The sequence below is a fragment of the Nocardia sp. CNY236 genome, from assembly GCF_000482385.1.
Taxonomy (GTDB): domain Bacteria; phylum Actinomycetota; class Actinomycetes; order Mycobacteriales; family Mycobacteriaceae; genus Nocardia.
In genome coordinates this window covers 238,215-261,222 of record NZ_AXVD01000004.1, presented here as the reverse complement: position 1 = coordinate 261,222, position 23,008 = coordinate 238,215, and the positions used below count along the sequence as shown (strand labels likewise).

The 23,008-nt window shown below is 66.7% G+C and carries 18 protein-coding genes; 6 read left to right on the top strand and 12 right to left on the bottom strand.

All coding sequences use genetic code 11. The features are described 5' to 3' along the window. Positions 1–11: 11 nt before the first annotated feature. The 3 genes from recD to recC all read right to left on the bottom strand — a co-directional run bounded on the left by recD (position 12) and on the right by recC (position 8,776). Positions 12–1,922 (bottom strand): exodeoxyribonuclease V subunit alpha, encoded by a 1,911-nt coding sequence (gene recD / locus K940_RS0105935; RefSeq protein ID WP_028476790.1) that lies wholly within the window; start codon positions 1,920–1,922, stop codon positions 12–14. After that, entirely contained in the window at positions 1,919–5,314 is a 3,396-nt protein-coding gene (locus K940_RS0105930) for a UvrD-helicase domain-containing protein (protein ID WP_051406932.1), read from the bottom strand. The genes recD and K940_RS0105930 overlap by 4 nt, the downstream gene beginning before the upstream one ends. Before the next feature lie 87 nt (positions 5,315–5,401). Next, positions 5,402–8,776, bottom strand: coding sequence for an exodeoxyribonuclease V subunit gamma (gene recC / locus K940_RS0105925; RefSeq protein WP_028476788.1), 3,375 nt, complete (start codon positions 8,774–8,776; stop codon positions 5,402–5,404). 263 nt (positions 8,777–9,039) lie between these two features. Here recC and K940_RS0105920 point away from each other — a divergent pair, with 263 nt between their 5' ends. Then, positions 9,040–9,246, top strand: coding sequence for a hypothetical protein (locus tag K940_RS0105920; protein ID WP_028476787.1), 207 nt, complete (start codon positions 9,040–9,042; stop codon positions 9,244–9,246). Between the two features lie 125 nt (positions 9,247–9,371). Then, a complete protein-coding gene (locus tag K940_RS0105910) occupies positions 9,372–10,253 on the top strand; it encodes a tat pathway signal sequence (RefSeq protein WP_231390261.1) in 882 nt (293 codons plus the stop codon). Between the two features lie 16 nt (positions 10,254–10,269). Here K940_RS0105910 and K940_RS0105905 read toward each other — a convergent pair whose 3' ends face one another. Next, complete coding sequence (locus K940_RS0105905) at positions 10,270–11,763, bottom strand: cytochrome P450 (protein ID WP_028476785.1); 1,494 nt, start codon at positions 11,761–11,763, stop codon at positions 10,270–10,272. Positions 11,764–11,968: 205 nt separating this feature from the next. On the opposite strand from K940_RS0105905, the gene K940_RS0105900 reads away from it, so the two are divergent. Together K940_RS0105900 and K940_RS0105895 are read left to right on the top strand one after the other, a co-directional pair. Beyond that, a complete protein-coding gene (locus tag K940_RS0105900; protein ID WP_028476784.1) occupies positions 11,969–13,399 on the top strand; it encodes an NAD(P)/FAD-dependent oxidoreductase in 1,431 nt (476 codons plus the stop codon). 167 nt (positions 13,400–13,566) lie between these two features. Then, a complete protein-coding gene (locus K940_RS0105895) occupies positions 13,567–14,385 on the top strand; it encodes a hypothetical protein (RefSeq protein WP_231390260.1) in 819 nt (272 codons plus the stop codon). A 138-nt stretch (positions 14,386–14,523) separates the two neighbouring features. Here K940_RS0105895 and K940_RS0105890 read toward each other — a convergent pair whose 3' ends face one another. The 5 genes from K940_RS0105890 to K940_RS0105870 are packed head-to-tail and all read right to left on the bottom strand — an operon-like array spanning position 14,524 to position 18,217. Further along, positions 14,524–15,174: an urease accessory protein UreD gene (locus K940_RS0105890; protein ID WP_028476782.1), complete on the bottom strand. Its 651-nt coding sequence runs from the start codon at positions 15,172–15,174 to the stop codon at positions 14,524–14,526. Continuing rightward, on the bottom strand, positions 15,164–15,883 hold the full coding sequence (gene ureG, locus K940_RS0105885; protein ID WP_028476781.1) for an urease accessory protein UreG: 720 nt from the start codon (positions 15,881–15,883) through the stop codon (positions 15,164–15,166). Before ureG ends, K940_RS0105890 begins: the two co-directional genes overlap by 11 nt. A gap of 32 nt (positions 15,884–15,915) precedes the next feature. Next, a complete protein-coding gene (locus K940_RS0105880) occupies positions 15,916–16,578 on the bottom strand; it encodes an urease accessory protein UreF (RefSeq protein ID WP_369797469.1) in 663 nt (220 codons plus the stop codon). A gap of 44 nt (positions 16,579–16,622) precedes the next feature. After that, the gene (locus K940_RS27085; RefSeq protein WP_231390259.1) at positions 16,623–17,786 is read right to left on the bottom strand and encodes an SPFH domain-containing protein; all 1,164 of its coding nucleotides are present in this window, start codon (positions 17,784–17,786) and stop codon (positions 16,623–16,625) included. Then, the gene (locus tag K940_RS0105870) at positions 17,786–18,217 is read right to left on the bottom strand and encodes an NfeD family protein (protein WP_028476779.1); all 432 of its coding nucleotides are present in this window, start codon (positions 18,215–18,217) and stop codon (positions 17,786–17,788) included. Before K940_RS0105870 ends, K940_RS27085 begins: the two co-directional genes overlap by 1 nt. Before the next feature lie 126 nt (positions 18,218–18,343). Here K940_RS0105870 and K940_RS0105865 point away from each other — a divergent pair, with 126 nt between their 5' ends. Beyond that, positions 18,344–19,201: a DUF3097 domain-containing protein gene (locus K940_RS0105865; protein ID WP_028476778.1), complete on the top strand. Its 858-nt coding sequence runs from the start codon at positions 18,344–18,346 to the stop codon at positions 19,199–19,201. Positions 19,202–19,310: 109 nt separating this feature from the next. Then, a complete protein-coding gene (locus K940_RS0105860; protein WP_028476777.1) occupies positions 19,311–20,126 on the top strand; it encodes a hypothetical protein in 816 nt (271 codons plus the stop codon). A 119-nt stretch (positions 20,127–20,245) separates the two neighbouring features. On the opposite strand, the gene K940_RS0105855 is transcribed toward K940_RS0105860, so the two are convergent. From K940_RS0105855 to fabG1, 3 genes are all read right to left on the bottom strand, one after another. Beyond that, positions 20,246–21,307 (bottom strand): ferrochelatase, encoded by a 1,062-nt coding sequence (locus K940_RS0105855; RefSeq protein ID WP_051406911.1) that lies wholly within the window; start codon positions 21,305–21,307, stop codon positions 20,246–20,248. A 22-nt stretch (positions 21,308–21,329) separates the two neighbouring features. Continuing rightward, complete coding sequence (inhA, locus tag K940_RS0105850) at positions 21,330–22,163, bottom strand: NADH-dependent enoyl-ACP reductase InhA (RefSeq protein ID WP_028476775.1); 834 nt, start codon at positions 22,161–22,163, stop codon at positions 21,330–21,332. A gap of 89 nt (positions 22,164–22,252) precedes the next feature. After that, the gene (gene fabG1 / locus K940_RS0105845) at positions 22,253–22,969 is read right to left on the bottom strand and encodes a 3-oxoacyl-ACP reductase FabG1 (protein ID WP_028476774.1); all 717 of its coding nucleotides are present in this window, start codon (positions 22,967–22,969) and stop codon (positions 22,253–22,255) included. Positions 22,970–23,008: the final 39 nt, after the last annotated feature.

Sequence of the window (23,008 nt, the reverse complement as noted above, 5' to 3'; positions counted from 1 at the left end):
GCCGACTTCCATCATCGAGTGGTCGCGGCGGACTCCGCGCGGCGCCGTGACAGTCCGCTGGCCCGCTGCACCCGGCGGGCGATACCTGCTCGGATGGACTCGTCGGTCCCGATGATCCGCACTCCGTGTCGAGTCCTGGTAATCGCGGTGTAGAGCAACTCCCTGGTCAACAAGGTCGATTCGGGTTCGGGCAAGACAACCGAGACCGTGTCGTACTGGCTGCCCTGACTACGGTGGATGGTCATGGCGAAAACGGTGTCCACCGCCGGAAACTGCGCCGGGTGCACGAGGTATGGTTCGCCACCGCGATGCAGTGCCACCCGCAACGAACCATCGGGCAGGCGCACGACGACACCGGTGTCGCCGTTGTAGATGCGCGCCTCGTGATCATTCGTCGTCACCAGCAGTGGCTGGCCCGGATACCATGGCGCCTGGTACGGCTCCGGATCCGGATTCTCGCCGGCGGCCCACTCGGCTGCCATCCGATCCCACCGCTCGACGCCGAAGGGACCCCGACGATGGGCGCACAGCACGCGGTGGGACTCGAGCGCCTCGAGCGCACCCGCAGCATCTCCGGCGCACGCCGCGGCGCCTACCTCGCCTGCGACGCGCACGACATCGGCACGCACCGCGGTCAGATCGTGCGGCGCACGGAGCGATACCTGCTCTCCACCGGCGTGTAGCAACTCCAGCGCCGCGTCGGCGTCGCCGTTGCGGACCGCGGCCGCCAAGTCTGCGATCCGGCCGCCGAACCTGCGACCACCGGTCAACCGCACGATGCCACCTCGCACGCGACTGTGCTCCAGGCCGGCTCGTGCCTCGGAACATTCCTCGAGCGCAGGCATTTCCGCGTCGAGGATCTGGTCGAGCACCGGGCTCGGCGTGGTGGCGACCGGCGCCGCGACGAGATCGGCGAGTACCGCCCCCGCATCGATGGAGGCGAGCTGGTCGGGATCGCCGACCAGCACGAGCCGGGTGTTCGAGCGCAATGCGGCCAGTAGGCGGCTCATCATGGTCAGCGACACCATCGAGGTCTCATCGACAATGATCAGGTCGTAGGGCAGCCGGTTGAATTCGTGATACTCGAACCGAGCGCCGGATCCACGGCGCCATCCGAGCAGCCGATGCAGAGTGGCTGCCGTGAGCTCGGGTAGTCCGAGTGCGTCGGATTGCTCATCGACGGCCTCCTGCAGCCGTGCTGCCGCTTTACCGGTCGGTGCGGCCAGTGCGATGCGCAATGCAGGTAGTGCCGGCTCCGCGGCACGGCAGGCCGCCAGCAGCGCGATGATGCGAGCGATGGTGTGCGTCTTACCGGTCCCCGGCCCACCCGCGACCACCGTGATCCAGTGGGTCGCGGCGAGAGCGGCCGCCATGCGCTGCGGATCGGGAGCGACAGCGCTCGATGCATCGAACAGCCGATCCAGCTCACTCCGCACGATCTGTGGTTCCACCGCAGGATGGTGGGCAGCGTGCTCGGTGAGCACGCGTCGAACGATCTGTTCCTGCCGGTAGTACCGATCCAGGTAGAGAAGTGGCCCAGAGTCACTCGGACCCGAGGTTTCCACCAGATGCAAGGGGCGCAACGGCCCGGTCGGCCCCCCACACACCAGTGGACTGACCCGCAGCGCGGAGATCACCGCCGCGATGTCGGGCCACGGTAATGTCGTCGGATCGATGCCCGTGTCCCATGTTTCGTCGACATCCACGCCCAGCTCACGCATTTCGTCCAGTGCCAGGCATACCGAGCCGGCGCGCACCGAACGCACGGCCAGGGCGGCGGCGAACAGCACCAGCTCGGACGACTCTCTACCCAATCGTCCCAACCGCAGCGCGACGTGCACATCGGCGGCCGACAGCACCCCCGCCTCGTTGAACGTACGCAAGAGGCCGGTTCCTCTTTGTGCCACTTGGATCGACGTCATCGGTCGCGCTCCCCGGCCAACAATGCGGACAGTTGGACGACCAGTTCCGCAGGGGGATACCAGTCGAAAATGCCGCAGCCCGATGGGGTATCCGGTCCGATCATGCCGCGCACGAACAGATAGCGCACACCACCGAGATGCCGAGCAGGGTCGTACCCCGGCAGCTTCCACCGCAGATATCGGTGCAGCGCAACCGAGTACAGCAGCGCCTGCAGCGGATAGTGGGACCGCAGCATCTCCACGACCATGCGGTCACGCGTGTAGTGCGCCACGGTGAGGTCACCGGCGCCCAACCGGTTGGTCTTGTAGTCGATGATGACGAATCGCTCGGCCGCGCCGTCGGCGACGCGGACAACGGCATCGATACTGCCCACGAGGTAGCCGCGCAATGGGATGTTCTCCAACGTCGCCAGCCGGTCCGGGTAGTCGTACAGGTCGTCGTCCGACGGGAGATGGGCGCGCACGAGGTCGGCGATTCGCTGGGGCGTAGCCGCAAGGGCCACGGTCTGGTCACCACCGGCCAAGGGAAGTTCGAATGCGAGCTCGGTGAGGCGGTCGCGGCCACGGATATCGGCCGGACAACCGTCCACCGTCGGGGTTCGCAGCACGGCGAACACCGCCGCGGCAAGAAGTTCCGCATCGACCTCGGGCATCGACTCGGCGACCGCCGCACGGCACCGAGCGCGCACCTCGGCCCACAGATCCGCACAATCGGTGTCGACCCGTTCCAGGATGGCGTGCACCAAGGTACCGAACTGCGCACCGTGGGGCAGCGCATTCATCGGCGAGGCGGCGCTCTCGCCGTCCAGCGTGGGCTCGTCGGCCAGCGGGGCGCCCGTGGGCTCGTCGCCTGGACCGCCCGGATCTCCCTGTTGCCCGTCGCTCTCGGATGGCACACGATCGTGCGCCGCGGCGGTCAACGCCGAATACGACGTACGCCGCCACTGCTGGTCGACGACGCGATCGAAGCGCGCCGCGGCCAGTACTGCGTGCTCGGACCCGGTACGCGAACGCCGGTACCCGACCCGGGGGTTGTCCTCGACCGCTGTCACCGAGATCGCCGCACCCGCGGTCTCGGCCCAGGCACGTAGTGCCGAGACCACCGCGGTGTCCGCGGGCACCCGGGCGCGCGGAGCGACCTCGCCGGACCGGCTGTCGCGCCCGAAGATCATCCGGTGCAAGGGGGAGGATGCGGTGGCGGTCGATGGCGCCCACCACGCGACGACCTGGCACACCGCCCGGGTCGAGGCTACGTAGAGCAAGCGTAATTCCTCTCCCGCCTCTTCGGCTTCGCTGCGCGCCCGACGTTCGGCATACCCTGGGGCGTCCGGACCGCCCACGTCCAGCACCCGCGCGCCGTCATCGGTATGAAACAGCAGTGTCGCTGGATATGGGTTCTTAGCGCTGTCCCACGCGAAAGGCACGTAGACGATCGGGAATTCGAGGCCCTTGCTCGCGTGTACCGTCGTGATCTGCACCGCCGCGCCGTCTCGGTCCAGCCGGCGCGCGCCGTCTGCGATCGTAGCGGATTCCGGATCGCGCACCCGATCGGTCAGCCATCGGGTCAGTGCAGCCAACCCCAGTCCTTCGGTTCCCGCGACCCGATCGAGCAACTGTGCGATATGCGCGAGGTCGGTCAGTCGACGTTCCCCGTTCATTTCGGTGAGCAGCCGTGCCGCGAGGCCGGTCTCGGCCGCGATCTTGTCGAAGACGGCGGTGACACCCGCGCGGGCGAACAATCGCGCGGCCTCACGCAGTTGGGTGCTCGTTCTCCCGACCAGATCGGCTCCACCGCTGTCCATCTCGACCGCGGTGACGCCGAACAGCGGCGTGCAGGCGGCGAGCCGAACGCGGTCGCTGCGATGTGGCTGTTCCAAGGCCCGCAGCACCCACAACCAGTCGGTGGCGCTCGGTGTCGCGAAGACGCTGGTGCCGCCGGCGAGCACAGAGTCGACTCCCACACGGTGCAGCGCGGTACGCACGACCTCGATCTGGGAGCGGGTCCGCACCAGAATCGCGATATCTCCTGGACCGATCGGCCTCCGGGCCGCACCGGCAGGGGGCGCACCCGAATCCGTGGCGATGGAGACGGGTCCGGTGTTCTGATCGATCAGCACACCGGAGTCGAGCACGGCGACGATGTCGGCGGCCACATCGTCGGCGACCGCGGCCCGGACGCGGCCCACTGGCGGAAAGCCCGACCTTTGTGCAGGTCCAGCGGCGACGCGCGGGATGCACCGGATGCGCATCGGGGTCGTCGATTCGCGGGATCCCGACAGTCTCGACCACGGCCTGGCCGCGGTGACGGGGCGGACTCCGATTCCCTTGTGTCCCAGCTTCGCTCCTGCCTGAAGATGGTCCAACGCAGCTAGCAGTCCCGCGTCGCTGCGCCAGTTGACTGTGAGGTCCTGTCGGGTATCGGCGTGTGCGACAGCATCCAGGTAGCTGAGAATCTCCGCGCCACGGAAAGCGTAGATCGCCTGTTTCGGATCGCCGACCAGCACCAACGTGGCATGGCCGTGGAACGATCGACGCAGAATGTCCCACTGCAGCGGGTCGGTGTCCTGGAACTCGTCGACGAGTGCGACGCGATAGCGTGCGCGAATCCGATGGCCAGCTCGCGCACCGTGCTCCGGATCGGCGAGTGCATCGTGCAACAGACCCAGCAGGTCGTCGAAGTCACGCAACCCGACCAGCCGTTTGCGTCGCTCGGTCTCCGCGCGTACCGCTTGCACGAACCGCGCCCGTTCGCCTGCCTCGGATTCGCCACGTGGCACCACCATCGCATGCCGGTCCCGCACCGCGGCCAGCGCCACCGCGTGAGCATCCCTGAGCGAGAACGGCGGCGCGGCACGTGCATAGCGGCTGAGGTACAGATCGTCGACGACCGTGCCGACCAGGTCATCGACCGTCTCGACCAGGCGAGCACCCGGATCGAGTTCACCGGCGAACCCGAGTTCGTCGAGCATGCGCTGGCAGAAACTGTGGGTGGTCGCGATGGTTCCCGCGTCGAGATCCGACAGAGCCGCCAGCAACCGCAGCCGCCGTAGCCGCAGCTCACCGTCGTCGACCTGCGCCAGATGCCGGACGAGGGTGTCGGCGTGTACGCGGGCCGACTCCGGATCAGCCAGTCCGGCTGCGACCGACACGAATCGGTCGCGGGTGCGTTCTCGCAGTTCGCGAGTCGCCGCGCGGCTGAAGGTCACCACCAGCAGCTGCGACACATCGATGCCGGCCTCGGCGACGTAACGCACCGCGAGACCGACGATGACGTGTGTCTTTCCCGTACCTGCGCTGGCCTCCACCACGGTGGTGCCGGTCGGTAGCGGGCCGTACTCCTCGAACGCCGCTGTGGTGTCGAACGTCGGTGCAGCAAAAGAAGTGTCACCCATGGTCACACCAGCTTCCTTCTCGAGCGGCCTTCGGCATCCTCCACCGGGCCATGGCGCACCGACAACAGTCGGTGATACGACGATCGGTCATGGCTGGCCCTGATTCTCCATGGCGAGCAGCGGCGCCCAGAGGCGGCAGGCCAGGGCACCGAAACGGGTGCGTTCGCTGGGTTCGCCCGCCACAGAGGGCGCGGCCAACAGAAGATCGAGTCGTGGTGTCGGGCCCCAGACATAGCGAAGGTGGCGATCGGCGTGATCACCGAAGGGCCCGGGAACGGTGGAACCGCCATAGAATTCGCGCTCCGCTGCGGCGACGGCCTCCTCGACGCTTGCCCCGCGCACGCGCCGTTCGGCATATACCGCCGAGGCGGTGGGCGTAATCGGAAGCGGTTCGGTCAGACCCGCCTCACGCAACGCCACGAGCTCACGCAGCAGTTTTTCGGCTATCGGGGCGTCCGGCGCCGTGAGTTCACAACGCCATGCCGGTCGGCCGTACCGACCGCGACCGGTACACACCGCGCGCCACGGCCGTGGTTCGGTCACGGCAAGGGCGAGCAGCGTGACCCACGCGCCGAGGCGGTGCTTCGGGGCGAGCCTGGAGAAGGTGGTATGGACCACCGTGTCGCCGCGCACCTGTGGCACGGTACCGATGATCCTGTGTCCATTGCCCAGATCCGCCGCGATGTCGACCGTGCGCGCCTGCGCTGCGTAGTCCGGTTGGGCCGCGTGCACCAATCGGTCCACAGTGCGCTCGACGTCCTCGAGCACTGCAGCGCCGAAGCCGGCCGGTGGCAGCGTCCCGCGCCGCCATTCCATCGCCCGCAACGCCGCCGGGTCCGCGCCGGTCAAACGCGCCGTGAGCAGTCGCTCGCCCAGCTGCCACGTGGCCAGACCATCGAGTTCGATGGGCAGCCGGTCGGTGATGTCGGACTCGTGCTCGGGCACCCGGAGCCCGAGGCGCTGCCACAGGAAGCCCCGGACCGGATGCTCGACGAACGAGACCAGGTCGGACAGCGGCAGCGCTGGCGGTGTTTCGACCGAAGGGAGGGGCGCGGCCAAGAATGCGGGCGCGCGCCGCGGCGGCCGTATCGCGGCGCGGGCGCCGGCCAGGGCCACGGTGTCGTAGCTCAGCGGCTGTTCGGCCCGAAAGTTTCGCGGGTCGAAAGCCTGCAACGGATGCCTGGTGATCACCGCGTTCATCGCCGCAGCGCCGACATGCGCGCGCACCGTATCCAACAGGTCCGCCAGCGGGATCGCCGGCGGGCAAGCCTTGCCGCTCACCGGGTCGGCACCGGTGTGGAAGATCAGTAGGTGCTCGCGAGCCGCGAGGATCGCATCCAGTAGGAGGTGTCGGTCCGCGCTGCGCGGATCCCGCTCGCCGGTGCACGGTCGGCGGGCCAGCACATCGTCGCCATCCGTCCCGGCGGCACGGGGAAACACCTCGTCGTCCAGGCCGAGTATCACGATTACGCGATGCGGTACCGAACGCATCGCCGCCATTGTGCACACCGTCAGATCGCCTGTCCGGAAATCTGCCCGGGCCGGCCGTGCCGTGAGTCGCGCCCGAAGCAGCTCCACGATGTCGGTCAACCGTAGCGATACCTCGCCCGCGTGTTCGGTGGCAGCGGCGAGCTCGTGTCCGGCCTCGACGCGCAGCCACTGCTGCGCGTCGGAGACATCGGTCAGCAGATCGAGTGCACGGCCGAGGATCGAACTCCACTCACTCGCAGGCCGGGGGCCACGCAGGTCACGCAGGCACACCGCGAGCCGATCCACGAACTCGGCGAAACGCCCGGCCAGATCGATGTCGTTGCTGTCCACATCCTCCAGCGGCAGCGCGAGATCCAACCAATCCTGGTTGGCTTCGCTCGCGCTCACCCCGAGCAGAATCCGATCCAGTGCACTGTTGAACGTGTTCTGCGCGAAGTCCCCCACACCGAACGCCTGGCGCTGCCGCTGCCCGATTCCCCATCTCGCTCCCGACTCGGCTGCCCACTCCCGCAGCCGCTCGAGGTCCTCGTCATCGAATCCGCAACGGCGGCGAACAGTTTCGAGCGCTGCGACGTCGAGTACCTGGGGCACGCCGACCCGTCCGTCGGCCAACTCGAGCAGCGCCGAGATCACGGTGAGCAAAGGATTGGTCAGCGCGAGATCGCGATCGGCCGGGCGCACCCGCAGGCGATGAGCAGGATGGCTCGTAAAACTGTGCGCCATAGTCGGTTCCGTGGCCGGTCGAACGAACGCCGCGCGCACCAATGGGGCGTAGGTGTCCACCTCGGGACACATCACCAGTACATCGCGCGGCTCCAGCGTCTCGTCGGCGGCGAACAACCCCAGCAGGCATTCCCGCAGTACCTCGACCTGGCGTGCAGGACCGTGGCACGCGTGCACCTGCACGGTGCCGTCCGCGTCGACCTCCCCGTCGACCGGTGGCCACCGGTCGTCTCGAATAGCCGCCTGCACAGTCTGCAGCAAGCTCATCCGAGTGTCCGACACCGCCGTGCGGTGGCCAGGATCCGGCGCCGTGGCTCGGTGATGGATGTCGGAGCGGGGCACAGCACACGCGGTGAGCCGGTGCTGGAACTCCCGGACATCCCGGGCGAGCCCGGCTGCGAGCGGGTGCGACACCACCTGCGCACCACGATCCTCGGCGCGCACTCGAGCCGTGGGCACACCGGCCAGCCGCGACCACAGGACCGGGCTCGGATGCACGAGCCACACGTGGACGTCCCGGGCATCGGCCAATGCCGACACCACGGCGAGTTGCTCGGTGGACAACCCGCTCACGCCGAACAACGACAGCCGCGCCGGTAGCTCTACCAGGTCCGGTTGCGCACGCAACCGCGCGCATGCTTCATCCAACCGCTCGGCCGGACTCGGCGTCTGGACCTCGGTACGCAGCAGTCGCCACAGCCTGGGCTGCCAGAGCAGGTCGTCGGGCACTGCGCCGCCTGCGCCGTCGCTGTCGTGGCCCGCAGTCCACTCCCTGAGCAGCTCGGGACGCTGCGCGCCGTAACCGTCGAACAGAGACAGAATTCGTGCCGCGGTCGCGTAGCGCCGGCCGAGCCTATGCTCGCTCATGCCAGGCTCCGTGCCGAGGTGCCGGGCCACAACCGCGCACCACGGTTCGGACACAGCGGCATCGATCACCCGAAGCATCGCCCACACCACCCGCTGTGGCGCCCACGGGTCATCGTCGGCAAGCATACCGGTCACCGCGGCAACGGCTCCCGAGGTCAATGCGGCGGGCGCGAGGAAGTCCACGTTCGCACAGATGCCGTCTCCGGCCCGACCCGCGCCCAACACCCCGGCGAGCGTCTGTGTCAGCCAGCGTTGCACGCCGTTCGCCGGCACCACCACCACCTCGGCCGCGAACGGGTCTTCCTGCGGCGAGGCCAGCATCTCGGCCAGACTGCCGGCGAGCACATCGGCGCGCTCGGCACGGTGGATGTGCAGCGGCATGTGCGCCCCCTCGGTCGTGGTGTCGTGTCGGGCTACATCGGACCCGCAGCCGGACCCGTGCACGGTAGTCCGTGTGGCGACGGTCGCCCGAGTACACCACCCCCGCCGCGCAGCCGCGTGCTCGGGTGTACCACCCTCGGTCTCGAGTGATATAGAGCACAATAGGAGACGGCGCGTGTCACGCATGCTGCCGCCAGCCGATGTGCGAAAGTGCAGCACCGGGGAGGAGCGAGAGAGCTGTACCGAAAGGCTGGTTCGCGTTCATGGATGCGAAAGTGATTCCCCTGATTCCGAGAGGCGGATTCACGGTCCGCCGGATCGGTCTGCACTGGGAGCTGGTCAACTCCCGTCACTACGGTCGTAGCGTGGTGCTGCACACATGGCCCCCGGAGCGCCACTCGGAGGCGTTCGAGCACTGCTACCGCCTCAATGGCCGCAGCGTCGAGCACCTGCACGCCGTGCTTCGCTGACCCGCCGCCGGGGAAACCGATACGCGAAACGCACTGTGGCGCAGGTATGCAAACACTCATCGACACCATCGCGCATCCAGCCCACGATGTGCGTTCGGCCCCATTGTGTGCGATCGTGCTATTTCGTGCGTAACCCGTCTCCCGTCACTCGAACCATTCCCCGCGCGGCGGCCTGCGCCTGCTTCCTGGCCGCCGCAGCGATTGTCGTTCCGAGTCTGCCCGTCACCCCTGCCGCGGACGCCGCGCCGCTTGCGCACATCCAAGGGTGTCGTCCCGGTTTCGACTGCGATATGAGCGAACGTATCGCCACGGTCGATGCTTACCTGGAATCTCGTCCCGGAGTGACCGGTTACGTTGTGCGCGACCGGGTCTCGGGCGGAACCTACGCCAATGCCCATGCGGAGTCTTCGGTCTGGACCGCATCGACGATCAAGCTGGCGATCGCTGTGGACCTGCTCAACCGGGCGCGTGTCGGCGCGATCGTGCTGTCGCCCGATGACCGCGGCCTACTGGAAGCGATGCTGGCCACCTCGAACGACTATGCCGCCGATCAGCTGTGGACGAAATACTCTGGGATCGACCGCATGGCATTCAACAATGCCTTTCAGGCCCTCGGGATGACCTCGTTGATCCCCCAACCCACCAATACCGCACTGTTCCCGGATTGGTCGTTCCAGAAATGTACCGCCGCCGATCTCGACCGGCTGATGGATTACGTGCTGACCAGAATGCACCCCGAGGACCGGGACTATCTGCTGCATCGCATGCGCGCGGTGGATGCCAACCAGCACTGGGGCGTATGGGGAGCAGGGGTGAACATGCGCCCCGGACTGAAGAACGGCTGGTCCGCCGAACAGGGCGGTTGGGTGGTCAACTCCGTCGGCTTCGCCGGCCCCGGCGAACGCTACACCCTGGCCATCATGACTGCACTGGGTGACGCGGGTGGCTACACCGACGGAGCGGAGACCGACACCACAGTCGCCGAGATGCTCCTCGCCGGACGCTGATCCGGTCGGCGTCCGGTCAGTCGGCCGCCCGACGGCGCAGCATGACAGGCGCGCCGTCCCTGGGGAACGGAATGGAGCTGAATCCCCACGGCATTCGGTATTCGCCCGGGATCCGCCACTCGTATTCCCGCACCAGGGAGGCGATCACCACCTTCACCTCGAACGTGCCGAAATGCATTCCGATGCATTTGTGTGCGCCGGCACCGAACGGCATCCATGCCAGCCGGTGTGATTTGTCCTCACGCCGGCGCTCACCGAAGCGCTCGGGATCGAATTGCTCCGGACGAGTCCACAGTTCGGGTAACAGATGATCGATTTGATAGCCGAGGTCGACCGGCGCACCTGCAGGAATAAAGTGGCCGGCGACCTCGGTGTCACGAACTGCGCGACGCGACAATCCGGGAACCGGGGGCATCAGGCGCAGGCTTTCCTTGATCACCAGATCCAAGTCGCGCAACTGCTCCAGGTCGGCAATCGTGGGCAGCGCATCGCCGAGTCGATGATCCATATCGAGGACCTCGGCACGTACGCGCTGCTGCCACTGCGGATGCTTGCCCAGGTAATAGGCGACTGCCGTGGCCGTTGTCGTGGTGGTGTCGTGCGCGGCCATGATCAGGAAGATCATATGGTTCACCACGTCCGCGTCACCGAAGACGCCACCGTCTTCACTGCGCGCGTGACAGAGTCCGGAGAACAGGTCCGGCGATTCGGTCTTGCGCTTTTCGGGCAGCATCGTGGTGAAGTATTCTTCGAGCACCTTTCGGCCGCGCAGTCCGGCTCGCCAGTTACCTCCGGGCACGGGATGCCGAATGATCGACAGCCCCGCATGGGTGCAATCGATGAATGCCTCGATGAGTTGTCGCCGCTGCGCTCCGACATCGACCGCCATGAAGCTCTCGCCGGCGATATCGAGCGTCAGTTCTTTCATCGTCGGATACAGCCGCACGGTGCGGTCGGTGCGATCGGGTGGAACCCACCGGGCGACACTGGTGCGCACCACGGGGATCAGGGCCGCCAGATGCGCATCCAGCCGCGGTCTGGTGAATGCCTGTTGCATGATCCGACGGTGGAACTTGTGTTCATCGAATTCCAGCAGGAGTAGTCCGCGCCGGAAGAACGGACCGATGAAGTAGTCCCACCCCTGACCGAAATCGCGACGTCTGTGGCCGAGCACCTCCTCCAATGCTTCCGGGCCGGCCACCAGAACTCGATCCACTCCCAGCGAAGTGTGCAACGAGACCGGTCCATAACGCCGGTAGCGCTGCATGAGCTCCGCGGGCCCCCAACGCATGAAATGCAGCACCCGTCCGAAATAGGGCAGGCCACCGTCCCCGTGCACGGCAACAGTGCGGCTACCGGGCGGCGGTGTGGCCAGCACCCGACGCCTCTCCGGTAGCAACCCCAACGCCCGATCGATCGGATGCGTGTGCGGGGCCTCGATCAGCGCGACATTCTCCGACTCGGTCCACATGCCGGACTCACGGCCGACTGTGTGGTCACCCAATACCATGGCAACCCTCCTGAGGCAATAGCCTCCATAGTAGACGCTCGCGGTCGACTGGGGGCCGCTTCTGCAGATCCGCGTTCATCTCGAGCTTTGACACCTCCAGGACCGCGACGTGGAGCTCGCTGTGCCGTCGCCGTGGGCGGCAGCTACCGTTGGCGTGTCAAGAACCGTCCATGGACGGCTGTCAAGTCCATCGAGGAGCAGGACGATGAGCACTCAGACTGTCGAGAACGGTCGTCACCGGGTGGTGGTGATCGGCTCGGGATTCGGCGGCTTGTTCGGCACCAAGCACCTCGCGCGCGCCGACGTCGATGTCACGCTGATCTCCAAGACGTCGACACATTTGTTCCAGCCGCTGCTCTACCAGGTCGCAACGGGAATTCTGTCCGTCGGCGAGATCGCACCCGCAACGCGACTGGTGCTACGTAAACAGAAGAACGCCCAGGTGCTGCTCGGCGAGGTCACCGAAATCGACCTGCACACACGGACAGTCACCTCGCGCATGCTCGACCAGGACACAGTGACGGAGTTCGACAGCCTGATCGTCGCAACCGGCGCCCAACAGTCCTACTTCGGCAACGATCATTTCGCCACCTACGCGCCCGGTATGAAAACCATCGATGACGCGCTCGAGTTGCGTGGACGCATCCTCGGCGCGTTCGAGCTGGCCGAGCTGGCCACCACGCAGAAGCAGCGCGACCGCCTGCTGACTTTCGTGGTCGTCGGCGCCGGCCCAACCGGCGTCGAATTGGCCGGTCAGATAGCTGAACTCGCCGACCGCACATTGGAGGGCACCTTCCACAACATCGATCCGCGCGACGCTCGGGTCGTGCTGATCGAGGGCGCCGGCGCCGTGCTCGGACCGATGGGGCCCAAGCTCGGCGGCAAGGCCCAACGGCGCCTGGAGAAAATGGGGGTGGAGATCCAGCTCGACGCCATGGTGACCGATGTGGACGCATCCGGCGTGACGGTGCGCGATGCCGACGGCACGGTCCGGCGCATCGAGTCGGTGTGCAAGGTCTGGTCCGCCGGGGTGCAGGCCAGTCCATTGGGCAAGATGCTCGCCGAACAGTCCGCCGGCACCGAGGTCGACCGCGCGGGCCGGGTCGTGGTCGAGCCCGATCTGACCATCAAGGGCCACCCGAATGTCTTCGTGGTCGGTGACCTGATGTCGGTGCCCGATGTACCGGGGCAGGCCCAAGGCGCCATCCAGGGGGCGACCTATGCCGCGCGGCAGATCCACGCAGGTCTACGCGGTCGAACGCCTCGGGATCGAAAGCCGTTCAAGTATTTCAACAAAGGCAGTATGGCCACGATCTCGCGATTCAGTGCGGTATGCCAAGTGGGCCGGCTGGAGTTCGGCGGATTCATCGCATGGCTGGCGTGGCTGGCCCTGCACCTGTATTACTTGGTCGGCTACCGCAGTCGAATCATCACCATCATCCAGTGGTTCGTCACCTTCCTCGGGCGCAGTCGAGGACAGATGGCTGCTACCGAGCAATGGGTGTTCGCGCGCCTGGCACTGGAGGCCGTCGGTACCGGCGACGAGGACGCCGAGCGCGTCGCCGCAGCGCTCGGCGCGGCCACCGCCAACCGGGTCGCGACGAATCGCGCCGCCACCGATACTGCGACAGGCTGACGCAATCAGCAAATCAATGGCTACTATTCGTGCGGTCCGTCGTGGTCCGCTCGACCAATCCGGGTCGCCTGCGTATCCGAATGTGGGGCGTCGAAGTCTCGCTTCCGGATGAAAGGTGATCCATGGGCACAGGTAGGCACAGAGCACCTCTTTCACGGCGACAGCGGTTGAGCCCGATTGTCGCGGCGGGAGCGGTGCCCCTGGTCCTCGCACTGGTGGGATCCGGCACCGCGCACGCCGAGCCCGATCCCGCTGCGGGGCCGTCCCTGATGGGGCAGAACATCCAGGCGACCATCGAGGCGGCGGTACATGCCGCGGTGCATCCAGCGATCGGCACCGACCTGCCCGCTCCCGCAGGGCCGTCGGACCCGTCTGCACCCTGGCCTGCGGCGGTAGCTCCCAATGTGCGTCCCTACGAAGGTAGACAGATTCCGCACGACACGCTCAGCTCCTTGCAATGGGCGCGCCCGATCCCGGACAAGACGTACCTGGCCCCGGTGGACGTGCTGCATGCGCCGGTTCGGGTGGCTCCGGTCCCACCGATCGCGCCGCCACCCGGCAAGCTGCGCTTCGGTGACGTGCAGGTCGACTCGCCGGCTTGGCTCAACCGGGAGCAAGCCATCCAGATCAACGATGGTGCTGCATCCGCGGAGGCCGGCCTCGCGACGTTCCTCGACTCGGTGGGCATGGAACGCACCCGGTCCGACCGTGTCGCCGGCCAGACCATCGGAGCCGCAGCGATCGGCGCCGCCGCCGGCGCGGCGTTCTCGAGCCCCTTCGCCCTGATCGGCGCTGCGGCCGGCGGAGGCCTCGGCTTGGCCATCGGTCTGCCGTTCATGCCGATCGGCCTCGCGGCCGCGCCGATCGGAGCCGTATACGGCGCGGCGCTCATGGCGGTCCCACTGACCGCCATCGGCGCAGGTATCGGCGGCGCCCTCGGTGCTGCACACGCACTCAGCGCACCTCCGCGAACTGTCAGCAACTAGCTGGGCAGGCCGGCGATGGGTGACAGAGGGTGGGCCGACGATGCCGCCGAGCCTGCCCTTCTGTCGGTGTGCGCAATATGTCGAGCCAGGCGCTCGTGATGGTGGTGGCGACACGTCGGGACCACGAGCCGCCACCGATCACTCGGCGAGCCGAGTACCGATATGGGTGAACAGGCTGCCTCCGGCAGCCAGAGGCAGCCGGGTTCGCGTCAAACCCGTTGTTGCCACGGGGCGCTCGTCGGGATACACGAGTTCGCTGTCCAGTGCGCGGGCGGCGGACAGCGCATCGTCGGCCGCTGTGCCGGCGCCCAGCTCCAACCGGTGACGCAACAGCGGCGTCTGCTCGATGTCGGCGACCAGATCGCCCTCCCACCGACCCCCGTCCTCGCCGGTGCGGCCGATTTGCACCCGTTCACGCACGCGCAGCCGCGCATCCGACGCCACACGGACGGTGGTGCTCACATGGTGCTGTGCACCCCCGGCGACGATCATCGGCTGCGGATCGAAGTCCAGCGACCCGCCGTGGCCGACCTCGAAATACCAGCGCCCGAGCGACAGCGGTGTCGTGCTATTCGGTAAGGCCAGGGTCGCCGCGACCGAGCGAACCACCAACTCGGCACCCGGCGCAACCACGACCACGACATCGATCTCGTCACCACCGAGCGGTGCAGCCGCGGCGCCGATGAGGTGGACGGTCCGTCGGCCGGTACGGCGAGCCGACAACGCACCACGGGCATGAATCTCCGGAAGCGCCGATCGGGTGGCGACTATCCGCAGTTCAGTGCGCAACAGCGGATTCGTGGGTGGCCGACCGATCCTGCTCGGCGAGCACACGCAGTTGCTCACGCACCCACGCCAGCACCGGTGTCGCCGCCGGATCCTCGGTGAGAGAGATCAGCACCGTCGGCCGATCCCCCCGCACCCGCGCAGCGTCGCCCGCCATCACGTTCAGATCCGCTCCGACCATTGGGGCCAGATCGGTCTTGTTGACCACCAACAGATCCGAGAACGTCACGCCCGGACCACCCTTGCGCGGCACTTTGTCACCCCCCGCGACATCGACCACGAAGATCTGCACGTCGATCAGGCCGGAAGAAAAGGTCGCGGTGAGATTGTCACCTCCGGATTCGACCAGAATCAGAGCCAGCGGAGGATTGGCTGCCACGAGGTCGTCGATGGCGTCCAGATTGGCTGTGATGTCGTCACGGATGGCAGTGTGCGGGCAACCACCGGTCTGGACGGCGGTAATTCGTTCATCCGCGAGCACCGCGTGTCTACGCAGGAAGTCCGCGTCCTCGGTGGTGTAGATGTCGTTGGTCAGCACCGCCAGCGACAACTCGTCACGCAATTGCCGACACAAGGCCGCCACCAATGCGGTCTTGCCCGAACCGACCGGACCACCGATGCCGATGCGCAGTGGCTCACCGGGAGTACGGGTCCGTTTGGGGCGGTCGTGACCATGGTCGTGCGGCTCACCGTCGATCAGATGCGGGGGCATGGGGTCTCTCCTACTCTCTGAGCTTTGTGGGTTCAGCTGGCGAACAGTGGCATCTCACGGCGTACATGCCGCTCGGCGAACGCGTCCTGTAGTGGATCCGACAGCGCTGCCAAGCCGATCACCGCCTGTGCGGCAACCTGGTCGCAGATGTCGGCGAGGCGGATCGTGCACCCGGCGATAGCAGCAGGGTCCAAGGCCAACAAGCGCTGGGCGGCCGTCGCTGCTCCGGTGAGTGTGGTGTAGACGACCACGCCCGCGATCTCTGGAGGCGTCAGTGCAGCGGCCCCGCCGACAACGCCGAAGACCGTCGACAGGTGCGGTGTCGCACCCAGCTGCGACCAATCCTGCTGCGGCCACAACTGTCTGGCCAGGCGCGCCAGTCCCCTGCCTTGTGCCCGGGAGGCAGCGCGGGCGGCCGGGGCGGGGGTCCGCGCGTCGGCTTCCGCTTCGGCCCGTACCTGATCGAGATCGCCCGCACACACGGCCGCAGCCAACGAAGCCGTCACCAAACCCGTAGTCCGGATACGACGGTGCAGATACAGCTCGACAGTCGCCACGTCGCGGACCGAGCCGGAGGCTACAGCTTCTTCCACACCACCGGAGTGCACATGCCCTCCGACAGGAAGCCGTGAGTCCGCGAGGGCGAGCACTGTCGCAAGCCGCCGCACTGGATCGGTCGTCCCGGATTCACGCACACACCGATCCTATGTCCCGGCGTGTCGCAGACTCCGGGTAGAGGTCACTGCGGCGGGAGAACCTGCGTATGCGGGGAGGGCTCGCTTCCCGGTGACGGCCTGTCCTGCGCCGCCCCGTGGGCCGAGGTACGAGCCGTAGCTTCGGCGTCACGCACCGCGCGCTCCACAGCCGGGTCCGATGCGGTGTCGAACCACTCCGCCACCTCGGAGTCGTCTGCCTGCTTCGTTTCCGAGTCATCGGAACTCGGGGGTTCGTATCGGAAAACACCGTCCGCACCTTGCGTTCCGAAGCTCTTGGCGAACCCCTCGAGCGCCTTACCGAAATCGCTGGGCACCAGCCACACCTTGTTGGCATCCCCGCGAGCCACCATGGGCAACGTCTGCATGTACTGATAGGCAAGCAGTTCCGGCGTCGGCTTGCCGGATTTGATGGCGGCGAAAACCTTTTCGATAGCTTTGGCTTGCCCTTGTGCCTGGAGGTAGGCCGCGGCGCGCTCACCTTGTGCGCGCAGAATATTGCTCTGTCGTTCACCTTCGGCCGACAGAATCGCCGACTGCTTGGCGCCCTCGGCGGAGAGAATCTGAGCCTGCTTGGCACCTTCGGCAGACTTGATCTGCGATTCGCGCTGTCCCTCCGCGGTGAGAATCATGGCGCGCTTCTCCCGGTCGGCCTTCATCTGCTTTTCCATGGACTCCTGGATCGACGGCGGCGGATCGATACTCTTCAGCTCGACTCGCGCAACTCGCAGCCCCCAGCGCCCGGTGGCCTCGTCCAGCACGCCACGCAACTGACCGTTGATCGCGTCACGGGATGTCAGAGTGTCTTCCAACGACATACCACCGACGACATTGCGCAGTGTGGTAACCGTCAGCTGTTCGACCGCGGCAATGTAGTTGCTGATCTCGTACACCGCCGACTGTGGACTGGTCACCTGGAAATACACCACGGTGTCGATGTGCAGGGTCAGGTTGTCCTCGGTGATCACCGGTTGCGGCGGGAACGACACCACCCGCTCACGCAAATCCACTTTGGCTCGGATCCGGTCGGCGAACGGAACCAGGAAGGTGAGCTGACCCGAGACCGTACGCGAATATCGGCCCAGACGCTCGATCACCGCGGCTTCGGCCTGTGGCACCAACGCAACCGACTTGAACATCACCACGACGACCAACAAGACGACGACAACGGCGACGATCAATACACCCATTACGGCCCCTTCCAGACGACGGCTGTTGCACCGTCGATCTCCATGACATATACGGTCGAACCCGGTTCGTACACCTCGCCGGCGTCCATCGGCCGCGCGGTCCAGACCTCCCCGCCCAATTTCACCTGGCCGGAATGCTCGGCGACCTGCTCGAGCACCAGCGCTGTCTTGCCCGGCAGCGCGTCCACGTTGGTCGGCGTCGGCGGTGCGGTTCCGAAGCGACGTCGAACGATCGGACGGACACCGAGCAGGAGCGCGACCGAGATCACTGCGAAGACGATGGCATCCACGACGACCGAGGTGTCGGTTGCCGCGCTGACCCCAGCGGTGCCGAGCGCGGCGACACCGAGCATCAACAGCGTGAAGTCCCCTACGAGCATCTCCGCCGCCGCCAGCAGGATACCCGCAACCAGCCAAAGCAATGCGACCACACCACCACTGTAGTGCGCAACCCCGGTCCCGGGCATGAACCCGTCACTATCCGAACCCGAGTCCTCATCGACGTCACGGGTCCCACCGCCCGCGAAATCCGCAGCACCGGTGCTAACTTCAGGTACGTGAGCGGGCACAACAGGTACGACGACATCTTTTCCGGGCATCCCCGATCGAAGAAGCGACCGGTACCCACCATCGTCGCCGACCGTGATCTCGTTGTCGAAGACGCCGCCACGGGATTCTGCGGCGCCGTGGTCGGATTCGATCGCAGCTACGACGGCGAGTTCGTGAAGCTGGAGGACGCTCGCGGCGCGGTACGCCTGTTCGCGCTGCGCGAGGCCGCATTCCTCCTCGACGGCGTTGCGGTGACGCTGATCCGCCCCACGGCGACCCCGCCGAAACCGACCCGACGCTCCGCCTCCGGATCCACCCAGGTGACGGGTCTGCGTGCAAGAGTCGCCCGCGACAGCCGCATCTGGGTGGAGGGTGTGCACGACGCCGCGCTCGTCGAACGCGTCTGGGGCCACGATCTGCGCGTCGAAGGCGTGGTGGTCGAACAGCTCGACGGCCTGGACAACCTGGCCATGCGACTGGCCGAGTTCGAGCCGCGCACCGGCCGCCGAGTGGGGGTACTCGTCGACCATTTGCTGGCCGGCACCAAAGAAACCCGGTCGACCACCGGACTCGGGCCCTACGTCAGGGTGACCGGACACCCTTTCGTGGATATCTGGCAGGCGGTGCGCCCGGAAAGCGTCGGCATCCAACAGTGGCCGCAGATTCCGCGCGGGGAGGACTGGAAGACCGGTGTCTGTGCACGGCTGCGCTGGGGCACCCCACAGGATGGGTGGCGCAGGGTATACCAGGCGGTCACGTCCTTCCGAGACCTACAGGCCCCGCTGATCGGAGCAGTGGAGCGCCTCATCGACTTCGTCACCGAACCCGAGCACCACCGCGCCGCGCTGGATCCGGACGATCGCTGACCCGCAGCCAGTCGTCCCATTGGTGCGCATCGCAGCGCACGCGGCCCTCATCGAACGCGCATCCGCATGGATGCCCACTGGTAGCGCCCACCCCTTATGCTCGGTAGATATGTGTTCTCCAAGCGCGACACTGACGGTGTGGGCGAGTTCGTGGCTGGCCGGCCGTAGTGCGCCCGACGACGTTCTGGCGGCTCTGCACGCGTGGGCGCCGAGGCACACGATCACAGCGGGTGATCCGCTCACCGGCGGCCGCACCGACCTGCCGTGGTCGGCACACGGAAACCCGTCCGGAAGTGGAGTCACAGCGCTGCTCACGCTGATTCGCCAGACCATGTCGCGCCCCGAGGCTCAGCTACGATTGGTCCTCCCGATCCCAGGAGACGTACGCGGAGTCCCCACCGGTACCGCATTCGCCGCCGATGCAATCGACGCCGAAGAAGGTGTTCTGATCGGAGTCCCCGGCGCCGACGGCACCGGTCTCATTCCACAGCGAGTCGACGAAGGCACACTGCAGTGGGCGGTCTACAACACCCCTGTTCCCCCTGCGCCCACCGCCGATCTGTCGCTCGGTGAAGCCGAGTACGCCATGCGCGAAGCGGTCCGCGATGCTGCCGACGCGCTGATGGAGTTGCACACCACCATCGTCGGTGTGTCCGAAGCGGATCCGCGCACTCTCATCGAGGCCGAACTCGCGGACTACTCCCGGCACCGATATCCGGACTCGATTCCGTTGCGCGCCCGCCGCATCCTGGATACTGCCGACCATGTCGCGGCGATCCTGGCGGTCGCGCAGCGAGAACCGGCGTCCGCACCCACCTCGGCCAGCGCGACCGGCGCACAGGAATCACTCCTACGCCCGCTGTGGGATGCGATCCGCGCTGCCCGGCTCGTCGCGGTGCATGCTTCGGCCGGCCGACACCGGTAGCCGGCGCAGCGCCCGCCCGAGCTCCGCTCGGTTCTACAGTGCTCGGTAACGAGCCGGCCGACAGCATGCCACGCCCCGGAACATGTGCGCTGCCAGGCACCATTCGCCGTGCGGCAACGTCACGTCCCTGCCCCCGAACGAGGCGGCGCGGCGCAACAGGCCGGTGCGCACGCAGCGCCGTTCCAAGTGCAGCCGTATCCTGGGACGTCGCCGAGACGACGAGGTATTGCCTCGTTCAGTTGTTCGGCGATCAGTTCGACGACCAACTTCGCAAAGCGCCGGTCGGCGCCCGGCGTGGCGGCTCGGACGAACTGCATGCCGAGTGCAGCAGCCTTGTCGGCGGCCTCATTGTCCAGATCCCACACGACTTCGAGGTGATCGGAGACGAAGCCGACGGGACAGACGATCACGGCGGCGGCACCGTGTGCCGCGATGTCGTCCAGGTGATCGACGATATCCGGTTCCAGCCACGGAACCTGCGCAGGACCGGAACGAGACTGCCATACCAGGTCGTAGTCGGTGAATCCGGCTGCGGCGGAACACAGTCGCGCCGTCTCGGCCACTTGGCGGCTGTAGAGTCCTCCCCCGTCCGCGGGCGGGCCGGCGGCAGCATCCGCGGCCACGGGGACGGAGTGAGCGGTGAACACCAGTCGCGCTCGGCGGCGGCAGCCGGCCGGCAGCTGCTCTCGAGCCGCGCGAATCGCGTCGGCGAACGCTTCGACCAGCAGCGGGTGGTCGAAGTATTGGCGTACCTTCATCAGCTCCGGAGCGTTCGGACCGACGGCGGAACGCGCCCTGAGAATGTCCTCGTGGTATTGCCGGCAACCGGAATATCCGCCCCACGGGGAGGTCGGGAACACCAGCGCGGAGCCGATACCGTCGGCCGACATCTGTGCGACGGCATCCTCCACCATGGGGTGCCAATTGCGGTTGCCGAAATAGACCGGCAGGGTCAGTCCTGCCGCGACCAGTTCCTCCTCGACCGCCGCGATCATGTCCCGGTTGAGTGCGTTGATCGGTGAAACGCCACCGAAGTGCATATAGTGCCCAGCGACTGCATCGAGTCGTTCGCGGGGCACTCCACGACCTCGGGTGACGTTCTCCAGGAACGGCATGACGTCTTCGGGCCGCTCCGGGCCGCCGAAGGACAGCCACAGCAATGCCTCGGCAGTCCGCGCCACGGTATCTCCTATCGAGTTCGGCTCAGCCGAGCGTGTTCTCGGGGAACCAGGTGTTGTGGCTGGCTCCACCGTCGACATACACGATCGAGCCCGTTGTGCCCGGCAGCCAATCGGACAGCAGCGCCACGATCGACTTCGCCACCACCGTGGGATCGTCGACGTCCCAGCCGATCGGCGACGCACCATCCCAATAGGCGTTGAGCTGGTTCAGTTTGACCGCGTCGTCGGTCGCGGTACCCGCGATCGCCTTGGCCGCCAAGGTCTTGATCGGACCGGCGGCGATCAAGTTGGAGCGGATCCTCTTGGCCGCGCCCACTTCCCGCGCCACATATCGGTTCACCGATTCCAGCGCCGCTTTGGCCACACCCATCCAGTTGTAATAGGGCAACGCAGTGCGCGGGTCGAAGTCCAAGCCGACGATGGACCCGCCTTCGTTCATCACTGGAAGGATCGCCCGGGACAACGAGGCATAGCTCCACGCCGAGATCTCGAATGCCTTGGCCGCGTCGGGACCCGGCCCATCCAGGAACGGTCGAGCATCCGGACCCATCAGAGAGGGAGGCGCGAACGCGATCGAGTGCAACAACCCGTCGAGTCCATTGGGCGCCATCTCTCGCACCGTATCGGTCAACGCAGCGAGATCCTGCTCGTCGGTGACGTCCAGTCCGATGGCAGGCGGAACCGGCTGGGGCAAGCGCTTCGCGATGCGGTCGACCAGGCGCAGCCGCCCTGGGATACCGGTGATGATCAGCTTCGCGCCCTGCTCCAGCGCGACCGTCGCCGCATGGAATGCGATCGACGAGTCGGTGATGATGCCGGTAACCAGAATGGTCTTGCCTTCGAGCAGTCCGCCCATAAGTTCTCGGTTCTCCTGAAAATTCGCATAGTGACTGTCACGCCGACCGTGTCCGGCCGCGCTAGGTGATGTAGCCGAGGTGTAGCGGATCAGTGACCCATGCCCATTCCGCCGTCGACCGGGATCACCGCGCCGGAGACGAAAGAGGAGTCCTCCGACGCCAGGAAGCTGATCACGGCAGCGACATCCTCCGGCCGACCGATTCGCTGTGCCGGGGTGATTTGCAGTGCCATGTCACGGAACTTGTCCCCGATGTCCGCGGTCATGTCGGTCTCGATGAACCCGGGTGCGACGACATTCGCGGTGATCGCCCGCGAGCCGAGTTCCCGTGTGATCGAACGCGCCAAGCCGAGCAAGCCCGCCTTGGAGGCTGCGTAATTGGCCTGCCCGGGGCCGCCGTACATGCCCACGACCGAGCCGAGGAAGATCAGCCGACCCCACCGTGCCTTCAACATCGCCCGATTGGCTCGCTTGGCCACACGGAACGCGCCGGTCAGATTGGCGTCGACAACCCGAGTGAACTGATCCTCGGACATCCGCATCAACAACGTGTCGTCGGTGATGCCCGCATTGGCCACCAGAACCTCGACCGGACCTTGACGTTCTTCGACTTCCGTGAACGCATTGTCTACGGACTGACTGTCGGTCACATCGCATTTCACTTCGAGCAGACCATCCGGCACGCCCGACCCACGATGGGCGACGGCCACCTTGTGGCCGTCGGCGAGCAGGCGCTGCGCCACCGCGAGACCGATGCCGCGGTTGCCGCCGGTGACCAGGACCGACCGAGATGTGATATTCGACATGGGGTAGAACCTACCTGGTGCGAATCGGTCGGCACGACC